Origin of the sequence: Chitinimonas taiwanensis DSM 18899, assembly GCF_900119825.1 — a bacterium.
GTDB classification, from domain to species: domain Bacteria; phylum Pseudomonadota; class Gammaproteobacteria; order Burkholderiales; family Chitinimonadaceae; genus Chitinimonas; species Chitinimonas taiwanensis.
In genome coordinates this window covers 47215-59776 of sequence record NZ_FPKR01000012.1, presented here as the reverse complement: position 1 = coordinate 59776, position 12562 = coordinate 47215, and the positions used below count along the sequence as shown (strand labels likewise).

The following is a 12562-nucleotide window of genomic DNA, read 5'->3' as shown; positions in this document are numbered from 1 at the left end:
GCGTGTTCCGGAGACCCCCATGCCTGTCTACCAAGCCCCCCTCATCCCTGCGAGTGAAATCACCCCGGAGGCGGTGTACCTGAATCGGCGCGAGTGGATGAAAGGCGCGGCCCTGCTTGCGGCGGCCAGCGCGCTGCCCACGGTGGAGGCCGCCGCCGCGCCCTCGGCCTTGCCCACCTTCTACAAGAGCCGCTACAGCACCAGCGAGGCGAAGAACAGCGAAACCGAGATCACCAGCTACAACAATTTCTATGAGTTCGGCACCGACAAGCGCGACCCGGCCGAGTACGCGCATACCTTGAAAACCCGCCCCTGGGTGGTCGAGGTCAGCGGTCATGTGGCCAAGCCGCGCCGCTTCGATATCGACAGCCTGCTCAAACTCGCGCCGTTGGAAGAGCGCATCTACCGGCTGCGCTGCGTGGAGGGCTGGTCGATGGTGATTCCCTGGGTGGGTCTACCGCTTGCGGCGCTGCTCAAGGAAGTGCAGCCGACTTCGGCCGGCAAGTATGTGGAGTTCACCACCCTGCTGGCGCCCGAGCAGATGCCGGGTCAGCGCACCGGCTCGCTCGACTGGCCCTATGTAGAGGGCCTGCGTATCGACGAAGCCATGCACCCGCTCAGCATCCTGGCCGTGGGCCTGTATGGCAAGCCGCTGCCCAAGCAGAACGGTGCGCCGATTCGGCTGGTGGTGCCTTGGAAGTACGGCTTCAAGAGCATCAAGTCCATCGTCAAGATTCGCCTCGTCGACAAGCAGCCGATCAGCAGTTGGATGCGCGCGAACCCGACCGAATATGGCTTCTATTCGAATGTGAACCCCGAGGTCGACCACCCGCGCTGGAGCCAGGCCAGCGAGCGGCGCATCGGCGAATTTCTCAAGCGCAAGACCTTGATGTTCAACGGTTATGCCGATGAGGTGGCTAGCCTCTATAAGGGCATGGACCTGCGCCGCAACTTCTAGGCAGCATGGGTCGCAGGCAAGAAAAAAGACGCAGCCCAGGCTGCGTCTTTTTTTGCGGAATACGAGGCGAAGTCGGCCTATAAGCCGGGTCCTGTGACATGGCGGTTACCCGCCACCGACAGTCATTCCTCTAGGACGGCCATTACTGGCCGCCTCAAGCAACCTACCCGCAAGCTCAGGGGGCCCCGTCAACGCTTGCCTATTTGGTCTTGCTTCGGATGGGGTTTAGCCTGCCTTGGACTGTCACCAGCCAAGCGGTGCGCTCTTACCGCGTTTGGTTTGCACCAAACGGCTGCTTGCGCAGCCACCTTTTCACCCTTACCTGTGCTGTCAAATGGGTTGCCCCATTTGATGCACCAAACGGGTTACCCCATTTGATAAAGACTTTGCGTCCCTTGCGGGCCGCCAAGTCCAGCCATCGGCGGTTCAGCTCTCTGTTCCACTTTCCGTCGCCTCGCGGCGCCTGGCCGTTAGCCAGCATCCTGCCCTATGAAGCCCGGACTTTCCTCCCCCCGCTTGCGCGGGCGGCGACTGTCCGGCCAACTTCGCCCAGCTAGTCTACCACCGTGGTCAAGCCCCCCTTGCGCTGCGACCAAGCGCCGCAGGGCAGGGGGCCGTCGCCCCGCTACAATGCGGCCATGCCGCCCAATGCCCTTGTCTCCATCCTGCACCGTCTGGTGCTGCTGCGCGCCCTGACCATCACGGCCTATGTGGCCGCCATCCTATTCGCAGTCTTCGTGTTCGAATGGGGCTTGCCGCTGCTCTCGCTTGGCCTGGTCTGCCTGCTGCTGATGGCCTACAACCTGTTCAGCCTCTTGCGCCTGCGTCTGGCGCGTCGCCATGGTTATGCGATCACCGCGGGGGAAATCGCCCGCCAGCTGGCCATGGACATCCTCGGCCACGGCCTGTGGCTGTTCTTCATCGGCGGGGCCAGCAACCCGTTCACCGCGCTCTTCCTGCTGCCGCTGGTCATTGCCGCCGCCACCCTGCCGGCCCGCTTCGTCTGGCCGCTCACCGCGCTCACGCTGGCCACCTATAGCGCGCTGCTGGTCTGGTATCTGCCGCTGCCGCTGTCTGAGGAATCGCTCGCGCAGGCCTTCTTCCTGCATACCCTGGGCATGTGGCTGGCCTTTGTGGCCGCGGCGCTGATCGTGGCTGGCCTCGTCACGCGCATCGGCCAACAGCTACGCAGCCAGGAACGCGCGCTGGCCGAAAGCCGCGAAGCCGGCCTACGCCAGCAACAGGTGCTGGGCCTCGCCCTGCAGGCGGCCGGTGCCGCGCATAGGCTGGGCACGCCGCTGGCCACCATGACGGTGCTGGTCGATGAGCTGCGCGCCGAGCGGCAGGACGATGCGCAGCTGGCGGCCGATCTGGAGCTGCTGCAGCTGCAGCTGCAGGCCTGTCGTACCGAGCTGGGCCGGCTGCGCGCCGATGGTGAGCAGCCAGCGCCTCAGCCGGCCGACCTGGCTCTGTTGGCGCTGATGGATGACTGGCGCGTGGTGCGCCCGGCCGCGCGCACCGAGGTGCAGATTCTGGGGACTGCGCCGCCCACCGTGGTCTGGCCGTTCGCCCTGCGCCAGGCCTTGCTCAATCTGCTCGATAACGCTGCCGATGCGAGCCCGGACTGGCAGTGCATTGCACTCGACTGGTCGGCCGCCCAGCTGAAGATCACCATCAGCGACCGTGGCCCCGGCTTCGACGGCAAGGTGCCGGTCGGTGCAGGCGAGGGGCTGGGCATGGGCGTGGCGCTGGCGGTGTCGGCCATCGAGCGCTGCGGCGGCCGCGTGCGCTGGCAAACGCCAGCCGAAGGCGGCACTGCGGTGGAAATCTGCCTGCCGCGCGAGGTGCACCCATGAAGCGCATCCTGCTGGTGGACGACGATGCGGCCTTGCTGGCCGTGCTGCAACGCGCGTTTTTGCGCCGCGGCTGGCTGGTGGACAGCGCGCAGGACGCCGCTACGGCGCTGGCCTGTGCTCAGACGCACGCGCCCGACTGCGCGGTGCTCGACCTCAAGCTCGGCCCGGACTCCGGCCTGCGCCTGATCCAGGCCCTGCATGCCGCGATTCCCGATTGCCGCATCGTGATGCTGACCGGCTATGCCAGCATCGCCACCGCCATCGAGGCGATCAAGCTGGGTGCCGTGCACTACCTGGCCAAGCCGGCCACGGTGGATGAGATACTGGCTGCGCTGGACAAGCTGGACGGCGATGCGGCGGCTGAGCTGGAGGCCCAGCCGCTTAGTGTGGACCGGCTCGAATGGGAGCATATCCAGAAGGTGCTGGCCGAACATGGCGGCAATATCAGCGCCACCGCGCGCGCCTTGAACATGCACCGGCGCACCTTGCAGCGCAAACTGCTCAAGCGCCCCAGCCCCAACCCGCCCGAGCGCAATCTGTAGCGCCAACGCGCCCGGCGGGTTCCGCGCCACATTCGGGTCATCCCCAGCCGCCCAAGCCGCGCCACAGCGTGCTTTGCGTTTAGAATCGACGCTCGTTTCCCTTGGGGAAACGCGGCTTGATTCGATAACGCCACGATCAGTTCACCGCCCGGCATAGCCGGGCGCGAATCGACCGTGATAACTCAATGATTCCTCGCTGATTGATTCCACCCCCTCCGCCCCCGCCGCCGCGGCGGCAGTCCAAGTTGCACGGGCTTGGAGGGAACCGCGCAAGCGCGTCAGTGGATATTCATCAGCGCCTCGTCAGGTGCCACCATGTCTGCAGCCCGCCCGCTTGATCTCGTTATCGCCGCCGTCCGCGAAGTGGCCGCCATCGAAGTCATGCCGCGTTTTTTGCGTGTGGGTGGCAGCCGCAAGGACGATGGCACGCTGTTTACCGAGGCCGACCTGGAAACCCAGCGCGCACTGATCGAACGCCTACCGCAAATCGTGCCCTGCCCGGTGCTGGGCGAGGAAATGAGCAGCGAGGAACAGCAGGCGCTGTGGGAGGCGAACGCGCAGATCTGGGTGATCGACCCCATCGATGGCACCACCAACTTCGTGCATGGCCTGCCTTACTTCGCCATCTCGGTGGCCTTGATGGAACACGGCCGCCCGCGCCTGGCCGTCATCTACAACCCGGTGGCGAATGAGATGTTCACTGCCGAAGCGGGGCAGGGCGCCTATCTCAACGGCCAGCGCCTGCCGCTGAAGAAGCATGTGCCGACCATGCCCGAGGCGATTGCCGGTGTGGAAGTGAAATGGCTGGGCGGCAAGCTGCCCCAGCGCCTGGCCGCCCTGCCGCCCTTTGGCAGCCAGCGCAACTTCGGCGCCTCCACGCTGGACTGGTGCTATCTGGCCGCCGGTCGCTTCGATATCTATGTGCACGGCGGCCAACGCCTATGGGACTACGCCGCCGGCTGCCTGATCCTGGCCGAGGCCGGTGGGCACATGACCAGCCTGTATCACGACGACTACTGGGACGACGACGTCTGGCAACGCTCGGTGATCGCCGCGCTGAATCCGGGTTTGTTTGGGCAGTGGGTGAAGTGGGTGAAGTACAACTTGTAGGCCTTGTGGAATTCAGTCCTTTAGGAAAAGGTATGAAGATCGGAACACTCGTTAAGAATAGTATTGGAAGCATTTTTCGATATTGTGAATCGAATGACCATCAAGAATTTCTGCGGCTACAAGATGTTGATTACTGCAAAAAAGTCTTTGGAATAAATTTCCCATTCTGTGTTGCTGTTGATGCTATTGAGATAGGTCGTTCTAAAAGATTTTGGACAGAAATTTATCTCGTGCGAGGTGTTAGTGTTCGAGTGTCAAGCCAATGGTTTGAATCAAGTCGTGCTAGCTTCCTTGGTTATTTGAAAGAAAAATCTTTGTCGATTCCCGATGTTTTTCATGCCGTCGGCGAGCCAACAAAGAAGGCCACGTTGCCAGGCCGACGCCCAAGATATGGTGAGAGCCACATAGCTAATGCCCAAAATCTTTTCATTAGAAATATACTTGGAAACATAGGGTTTGAGTCGTTCTCGGAAAAGGATTGGATCGATACTCGGGATTGTTTTGGGAATGCATGTGCATACTGCGGCGCTAAGACCAAGCTGATTATGGAACATGCTGTGCCTATAAATCGAGAAAGGCTAGGAGAGCACCGCCTTGGTAACTTAGTACCCAGTTGTTACCCGTGCAACGCTCGTAAGGGAAATAAAACCTACAGAGAGTTCCTTGAAGGCAATATAGATGCAATCGCTAAGATTGATGCGTATATGGATAGTAAGAATTATGTGCCGCTTGAACAAAATGAGCAGTTCAAAAAAATATTGGATTTGGCGTATCGTGAGGTTGAACTGCTACGAGATAGATACGTTGCGATAATTAATCAGCTCTTTTGAGCCTGCCATGCGTGTAGCCGAGGGTGGGCGGCTTCGCCCACTGGATTTTCGGTTTAGCGGCTAACGCCGCGAATTCCACGCTGCGCGTGGTTTAGGGCGGGAGTGCGTCCCGCAGCCGCCCTTCTTTCTTGTCTTGCCAAGAAAGAAGGCAAAGAAGGCGCGCCCGCGGTCTCGCCGGCCTTCGGCCGGTTCCCTGCGCTGCGCGAAGCTCGCGGCCGGGGCAAGAACTCGGTCGGCTTGCAGCCGCCCTCAAACAGCTTGCCCCGGAATGCCCCGCGAGCTTCTGTGCTGCTCGGCGAGTACCGAGGGCATTGGGCGCTCCGTAGAGCTGGCAGTGCTTGAGCCGGCGCCGCAAAAAACGGCGCGCTGCTCTGCCCCTCTCCATCCGGGAGAGGGGTTGGGGTGAGGGTGCTATGTACTGCACTTGCTTCAATTCCCCATCCACGGCGCTTCTCCCAGCCTGCTTCAAGCCCGCTAGCCAAGCCCTGGCTCTTCAGCCGAGTAGGGTGGGCAGCGTGTTGCCCACCGCGCTGGTATTTAGCGGCTAACGCCGCGCACTCCACGCTGCGCGTGGTTTAGAGCGGGAGTGCGTCCCGCAGCCGCCTTACTTTTCTTGTCTTGCCAAGAAAAGTAAGCAAAAGAAGGCGCGCCCGCTAAGCCGGTCGCTGCGCGACTGCCCTGCGCTTGGGCGCTGTGGCGGGCGGCGGCAGAACTCGCCCGCTGCGCGGGCTCAAACAGCTGCCGCCGACTACCCCCGCCAAAGCACCCAAGCTCCGGCGGCTTAGAGGGCATAAGGGCGCAGCTCCACCTGGTTTGATTTGTGGTTTTCGGCAAGGGTATTCAACAGTACTGCTCGCTCTACGAAGCGCCCAATGCCCTCGGTACTCGCCGAGCTTCGCGCAGCGCAGGGAACCCGGCGCAGCCGGGCGAGACCGCGGGTGCGCCTTTCTTTGCTGACTTTCTTTGGCAAGACAAAGAAAGTCAGGCGGCTGCGGGACGCACTCCCGCCCTAAACCACGCATAGCGTGGACACTGCGGCGTTAGCCGCTTGGCAAAAGACCGCCTTAGACACATAGCCACAGCGTTGGCCTCAGTCACCTAAACCAAGCTCACCGCCATCTTCCACCTCGGAGCCAATATGTCCTTCGATGCGTTTATCCAATCCGCCTGGCGGGCCCATGCCGATGACACCGCGGCCGTGGCGACGCAGCTGAGCGAGTCGCTGGCCCTGCTGCAGACGGCTGAGCAGGTGCCGGCCTATGTGCGCTTGGTCGTGCATGTGTATGGCGAGCATCTGGGTCAGTGGGCGGCTGGTAGCGCGCTGCTGGCACAGATTGAGGCCCTGCCGCTGCTGGGCCATGGGCTGGCCGAGCAGGCGCTGCGGCGTGGGCAGGCTAGCTTGGCTTTTTGCGCTGGGAATGAATCCGCTCTACAGGTCTTGAACGCGGCCGACCGGGTGGCGGCGCTGGCTACGAGTGCCACGGCCTTGGCCGGGCGGGAGCGCCTGGGCGAAGGCATGGCCGCCCTGCGTGCAGCCTGTGCCGAAGCCGAACAGGTGCTGGCAGCGCATGACGACGCTTGGCGTGCGCTGGCCGTGGCCGGCAACAATCTGGCCCTGCAGCTTGAGCAGACTGCGGGGCGCACACCCGAGCAGACTGCCGCCATGCTGGCAGCGGCCGAGACCGGCCTCGCCTGTTGGTGCCGTGCCGGCACCTGGTTGGAAGAGGAGCGCGCCGAGTACCGCTTGGCGCGCAGCCTGCTGCAGGCGGAGTTGCCCGAGGCGGCTAGCCAGCATGCGCAGCGCTGCCTGGATATCTGCCTGGCCCATGCCGCGCCGTATTTCGAGCAATTCTTCGCCAACGCCGTGCTGGCCCTGGCCGCGCGGGCGGCAGGTGATGCAGCGGCCTTTAGCGCACACCGTGCACAGGCCCTTGCCTGCCATGCTCAACTGAGCGCGGACGACCTGCGCTGGTGCGTGGCCGAGCTGGCTGAACTCGGGCAAGCTTGAGCCGAACCGCGCCAAACAGGAAGTGATGATCACGATGCAGATTTACGGTACCAGCCGCTCGCGCAGCTTGCGGGTCTTGTGGTTGGCCCAGGAGCTGGGCCTAGCTTTCGAACATATTCCGCTCGACTGGCAGCAATGCGGCCAAGATGCCGCCTACCTCGCGTTGAACCCGGCCGGCACCATTCCGGCCCTGGTCGATGGCGATTTCGTGCTGGCCGAGTCGCTGGCTATCAATGCCTACCTGGCGCGCCGAGATGGACGGCTGTGGCCACAAGGTGAGCAGGACGAGGCATGCTTCTGGCAATGGACGCTGTGGGCAAGCAGCAGCCTAGAAGCGCCCTATCTGCAATGGGCAAGCCAGGCGCTGTGGCTGCCTGAAGCGAAGCGCGATGCCGGGCAGCTTGCGCAGGCTTGTCAGGCTTTGCAGCGACCCTTGGCGCGCCTGAACGTGGCGCTACAAGACCGTGACTACCTGCTCGGCAGCGCCTTCAGCGTGGCCGATCTGAATGTGGCCGGCGTGATCAACGGCCTGCGCCGCTTCGACTTCACCCACTACCCGGCCGTGGCAGACTGGTTGCAGCGCTGCCTGACGCGCCCCGCCTATCTGGCTGCTGCACGCTTACCCTGATCACGGTCCGCCTTTGATACCTGCTGTCGCTTTTATCCATCTCGGCACTCGCGTGCTGGAGGCCTTGCCTGCTGAGCTGAATAGGGCCAGCTGGCGCGTGTGCGAGCGCGCCGGCATGCAGCTGGAAGGCGTGCTGCGCCACGAGCGCAAGGACCCGGACGGCACACTGCGCAATACCCGCCTCTACGCGGCGATACGCTGAATCGCAGCCGCTGGCCCCAGCCAAAGCCCCGGTCTTTAGGCCGGGGCGTTGCGCTTTCTGGGCCGGCATGGGTGTGTGCAACTGTGGCATTTTCGTCTATCGAGCGATTGCTCTAGACATTTGTCATAACGTTGTCTAAGTTGCTGCTACCGCCACAAAACAAAGGCGGATCAAGTACTTAACCATAATGGAGACAACCCCGATGCAACACTTCGCACGTCTGATGGCGGCGCTAGGGCTCGCCTGTGCCCTGCTGCTGCCCGCCCATGCCGCCAGCGGCTACACCCAGACCAAGTATCCGATCGTGCTCGTGCACGGCCTGTTCGGTTGGGACCAGGCCCTGGGCATTGATTACTGGTATCGCATCCCCGCCGAGCTGCAGAAGGACGGCGCCAAGGTCTATGTGGCCCAAGTGTCGGCCACCCATAGCACCGAGCTGCGCGGCGAGCAGCTGCTGGCCCAGGTCAAGCAGGTGCTGGCCATTACCGGCGCCAGCAAGGTGAACCTGATTGGCCACAGCCATGGCGGCCCCACCGTGCGCTATGTGGCCGGCGTGGCACCGCAGCTGGTGGCCTCTACCACCACGGTGGGCGGGGTGAACAAGGGCAGCAAGATCGCCGATCTGGTGCGCGGCACGCTCAAGCCCGGCTCGGTATCGGAAAGCGTGGCGGCGGGCGTGGCCAAGGGTCTGGCCGGGCTGATCTCGCTGGTATCGGGCGGCAGCAGCCTGCCGCAAGACCCGGTACAGGCGCTCGAGGCGCTGACCACCCAGAAGCTGGCCGACTTCAACCAGCGCTTCCCGGGTGGCGTGCCCAGCACGGCCTGCGGCGAGGGCGCGTATAGCCACAAGGGCGTGCTGTATTACTCGTGGAGTGGCGGCAGCACGCTGACCAATGTGCTCGACCCGGGCGATGGTGCGCTGGCGCTGACCGGCCTTATCTATGGCGAGCAGAACGACGGCCTGGTCGGCACCTGTTCGAGCCGCCTCGGTAAGGTGATCCGCGCCGACTACCGCATGAACCATATCGACGAGATCAACCACTTCTTCGGCATCGTGCATCTGTTCGAGACCAATCCGGTCACCCTGTATCGCCAGCATGCCAACCGTCTGAAGAACGCGGGCGTCTGAGCATGCACAAGTCGGTGTATCTGCTGGCCGCCCTGGCGGCCGGTGTGGCGCTGGCTGCGGTGTGGCCGAGACCGGCTGAGGCCGAACTGGCGGGGGGCGGCGCGAGCGCGCCCTTCGCCGCCTCGCTGGCCGGCACCCAGCCCGATGGCGCGCCGGCCAGCCCGGCGGCGCAGCTGCCGGTGGATGACAGCCTGCGCCGCCTGTTCGACTACTACCTGGCCACCGAGGGAGAGCAGTCGCTGGCGGCCATCGTGGCCGCGGTGGAGGCCGAACTTGCGCGGCGCTTTGCCCCGGCGGCCGCGCAGGCCGCCAAGCAGCTGTTCCAGCGCTACCTTGCCTATAAGCGGGATTTGCAGGCGCTGGATGGTGTGGCCAGCCTGCAGGGCAATGCGCTGGGTGTGGCGCGTCAACGCCTGGATGCCGCGCGTGCCTTGCGCAGCCGGCATTTCAGCGCAGCCGAGGCGGCCGGTCTGTTTGGCTGGGAAGACCGCTACGACGATGACGCGCTGGCGCGCATGCAGATTCAGCAGGATGGCAGCCTGAGTGCGGCGGACAAGCGCGCGCGTCTGGCCGAACTCGACCGCCAGCTTGACCCGGCCATTCTGGCCGCGCGCCAGCAGCCGGTGCAGCACCTGGCGGTGGCCGAACAGGTGGCCAAGGCGCGCGAGCAGGGCGCCGATGCCGCCGAGGTGTTCCGCATCCGTGCGGCCAATGTGGGGGAGGCAGCAGCCGAGCGCCTGGCCAAGCTCGATACGGAGGAAGCCGACTGGCAGCGCCGCATCCAGGCTTACCAGCAGACGCTGGCCGCGCTGCGCGCTGACAGCACGCTGAGCCAGGCGGAGCGGGAGGCGCGCATCGCCCAGCTGCGCGAGGCCGGTTTCGATGCCCAGGAAAGGCTACGCCTGAGCGCCTATGAATAAAGGACGGATCACCGCGCCCTGGCCAGTCTCTCCCCGGTCGGGCGTGGATAAAAACGGAGAGGAGTGAGCCCCGGCCGGCGCGCTAAACGCGCGGGCTGGGCAAGTGAAACAGGGCAGCCAAAAGCTGCCCTGTTTCCTTTCTTGCCCACATCGGGCCTGTGCTGGATACCCTGGCTGCCTAGTTGAGCAGCTTCAGGCCCAGCACGGCGGCCAGCAGCAAGGCGCTTTCCACCAGCTCGATGCCAGCACCCAGGCAGTCGCCACTGACCCCGCCCAGCTTGCGGCGCAGCCAAGCGTGATAGGTCCATAGCAGCAACGGAGCCAGCAGCAGGGCAGGCGCCAGCCAGGCCGACAGGGCGAGCAGGGCCAATAGCCATAGCAGGCGCGCACGCTGAGGAATGCGCCAGCTGAAGGCCTCGGCCAGGCCCGGCGCCAGCGGCGGCAGACCCTGCCAGAACAGCGGCCCAAGCCGCGCCCAGGCCGGAATCAGCCATAGCGCAGCCCAGCCCTGGGCGCGCGCCAGCAGCATCAGCAGCACCAGCTTGGCGCTGCACTGCAAAATCAGCGCTAGTACACCGAAGCTGCCCAGATGCGGGTCCTTCATCACCGCCAGCAGCCGCGCCCGGTCGCGATGCGCGGCACCCAGGCCGTCGGCCAGGTCGGCCAGGCCATCCAGGTGCAGGCCGCCGGTCAGCCAGGCCCAGGCCATGAGGCCCAGCCAGGCCAAGAGCCAAGGGTCGAGCTGTGCACCCAGCCACAGCGGCAGGGCAAGCAGCGCACCCAGCAGCAAGCCCACCAGCGGAAACCAGCGCGCCGATTCGACCAGCAACTGGGGCTGGAAATCGGGCGTGGCTGGGGTGGGCAGGCGGGTCAGGAATTGCACGGCCAGCCAGAATCGCGTCATACGGCCTCCGTGGCGAGATCCAGGCCGGCGGCACGCGCCTTGTCCCAGTCGAGTGCGGTATCGAGCGCATCGGCCAGCCGGTCGATCTCGGCCTCCAGATGCTGGCCGGCATCGGTCGCCGCGCTCGCATCACCGTGCCAGCCGGCCCAGGCCAGCAGCGCCTGCAAGGCGGGGGGCGAGTCGAACAGGCCGTGCAGATAGCAGCCGAACACCTGGTCATCGGCCGACAACTGGCCGTCCTGGCGGCCATCGGCCAGGGCGATCGGGCAGGCCGCATCCGCGCCCACGGTTTCGCCGTGGTGGATTTCATAGCCATGCACGGCGGCGGCCGGTTGGCCGGGCAGCCGCAGCTGGCCAGCCACATTGCGCAGCTGCTTGTCGCGCGCCAACGTGGTGGTGCTGGGCAGATAGCCAAGGCCAGCGCTCGTGCCCGGCTCGCCCTCCAGGCCAAGTGGATCAGCCACGCGCTGGCCCAGCAGCTGGTAGCCGCCGCAGATGCCGATGACTTTGCCGCCATAGCGCAGATGGCGCGCAATGGCGGCGTCCCAGCCCTGGGCGCGCAGCCAGGCCAGATCGGCGCGTGTGTTCTTGCTGCCTGGCAAGATATACAGCTCGGCCAGCGGTAGCGGTTGATTGGGTGTCGCATACACGCAGTCGAGCCCGGCCTGCCGGCGCAGCGGGTCGAAATCGGTGTGGTTGCTGATATGCGGTAGGGTGAGGATGACCACGCGAAACGCGCCGCCCTGGCCCTGTGTGCGCGGCACGGCATCTTCGGCGGCGATATCGAGGCCATGCAAATAGGGCAGTACCGCCAGCACCGGCTTGCCGGTCTGCGCCTCCAACCAGTCCAGCCCGCCTTGTAAAAGGCTAAGGTCACCGCGGAAGCGGTTGATGATGAAGCCGCGCACGCGTGCCTGCTCACTCGCCGACAGGCAGGCCAGCGTGCCGACGATATGCGCGAACACCCCGCCGCGGTCGATATCGGCCACCAGCCACACCGGGCAGTCAGCCTCCTCGGCAAAGCCCATATTGGCGATGTCGTTGGCGCGCAGATTGATCTCGGCCGGGCTGCCGGCGCCCTCGACCACCACCCATTCGTAGTGCGCAGCCAGGCGCTGCCAGCTGTCGAACACCGCCGCGCGAGCGCTGGCCTTGTAAGCGTGATAGTCGACCGCGTCGAGATTGCCGATCGCGCGGCCCTGGATGATGACCTGGGCGCGGCAGTCGCTGCTCGGCTTGAGCAGCACCGGGTTATGGTCGGTATGCGCGGCAATGCCGCAAGCCACCGCCTGCACGGCCTGGGCGCGGCCGATTTCGCCGCCGTCCGCCGTCACCGCGCTATTGAGCGCCATATTCTGCGGTTTGAACGGCGCCACGTGCAGGCCACGGCGTTTAAGTAGGCGCCCGAGTGCGGCGACCAGCGTGCTCTTGCCGGCGTCCGAGGTGCAGCCTTGAATCATCAGGGTGGGCATGGG

12 protein-coding genes and 1 other RNA gene are annotated in these 12562 nt (G+C 64.8%); 10 read left to right on the top strand and 3 right to left on the bottom strand.

The genetic code is table 11. The features are described 5' to 3' along the window. The first annotated feature begins 19 nt into the window (after positions 1-19). The gene (gene msrP / locus BT173_RS14865) at positions 20-958 is read left to right on the top strand and encodes a protein-methionine-sulfoxide reductase catalytic subunit MsrP (RefSeq protein ID WP_072429454.1); all 939 of its coding nucleotides are present in this window, start codon (positions 20-22) and stop codon (positions 956-958) included. Between the two features lie 64 nt (positions 959-1022). On the opposite strand, the gene rnpB is transcribed toward msrP, so the two are convergent. Then, positions 1023-1505, bottom strand: an RNA gene (rnpB, locus tag BT173_RS14860) — RNase P RNA component class A. Positions 1506-1596: 91 nt separating this feature from the next. On the opposite strand from rnpB, the gene BT173_RS14855 reads away from it, so the two are divergent. The 9 genes from BT173_RS14855 (at position 1597) to BT173_RS14820 (ending at position 10183) form a co-directional block, all read left to right on the top strand. Next, positions 1597-2814, top strand: a complete 1218-nt coding sequence (locus BT173_RS14855) for an ATP-binding protein (protein WP_072429453.1) — start codon at positions 1597-1599, stop codon at positions 2812-2814. After that, the gene (locus BT173_RS14850; protein ID WP_072429452.1) at positions 2811-3356 is read left to right on the top strand and encodes a response regulator transcription factor; all 546 of its coding nucleotides are present in this window, start codon (positions 2811-2813) and stop codon (positions 3354-3356) included. Before BT173_RS14855 ends, BT173_RS14850 begins: the two co-directional genes overlap by 4 nt. A gap of 315 nt (positions 3357-3671) precedes the next feature. Next, positions 3672-4466 (top strand): inositol monophosphatase family protein, encoded by a 795-nt coding sequence (locus BT173_RS14845; protein WP_072429451.1) that lies wholly within the window; start codon positions 3672-3674, stop codon positions 4464-4466. A 32-nt stretch (positions 4467-4498) separates the two neighbouring features. Beyond that, positions 4499-5296 carry an HNH endonuclease gene (locus tag BT173_RS14840; protein WP_072429450.1) on the top strand — a complete coding sequence of 266 codons (798 nt, stop codon included), beginning with the start codon at positions 4499-4501 and terminating at the stop codon, positions 5294-5296. A 1138-nt stretch (positions 5297-6434) separates the two neighbouring features. Beyond that, positions 6435-7304, top strand: a complete 870-nt coding sequence (locus BT173_RS14835; RefSeq protein WP_072429449.1) for a hypothetical protein — start codon at positions 6435-6437, stop codon at positions 7302-7304. Between the two features lie 34 nt (positions 7305-7338). Continuing rightward, entirely contained in the window at positions 7339-7932 is a 594-nt protein-coding gene (locus BT173_RS14830) for a glutathione S-transferase family protein (RefSeq protein ID WP_072429574.1), read from the top strand. A gap of 64 nt (positions 7933-7996) precedes the next feature. After that, the gene (locus tag BT173_RS19405; protein ID WP_139256178.1) at positions 7997-8134 is read left to right on the top strand and encodes a GNAT family N-acetyltransferase; all 138 of its coding nucleotides are present in this window, start codon (positions 7997-7999) and stop codon (positions 8132-8134) included. A 202-nt stretch (positions 8135-8336) separates the two neighbouring features. After that, the gene (locus tag BT173_RS14825; RefSeq protein WP_084658671.1) at positions 8337-9263 is read left to right on the top strand and encodes an esterase/lipase family protein; all 927 of its coding nucleotides are present in this window, start codon (positions 8337-8339) and stop codon (positions 9261-9263) included. A gap of 2 nt (positions 9264-9265) precedes the next feature. Then, a complete protein-coding gene (locus tag BT173_RS14820; protein ID WP_072429447.1) occupies positions 9266-10183 on the top strand; it encodes a lipase secretion chaperone in 918 nt (305 codons plus the stop codon). Positions 10184-10361: 178 nt separating this feature from the next. On the opposite strand, the gene cobS is transcribed toward BT173_RS14820, so the two are convergent. Beyond that, the gene (gene cobS / locus BT173_RS14815) at positions 10362-11087 is read right to left on the bottom strand and encodes an adenosylcobinamide-GDP ribazoletransferase (protein WP_072429446.1); all 726 of its coding nucleotides are present in this window, start codon (positions 11085-11087) and stop codon (positions 10362-10364) included. Next, positions 11084-12559, bottom strand: coding sequence for a cobyric acid synthase (locus BT173_RS14810; protein WP_072429445.1), 1476 nt, complete (start codon positions 12557-12559; stop codon positions 11084-11086). Before BT173_RS14810 ends, cobS begins: the two co-directional genes overlap by 4 nt. Positions 12560-12562 lie beyond the last annotated feature (3 nt).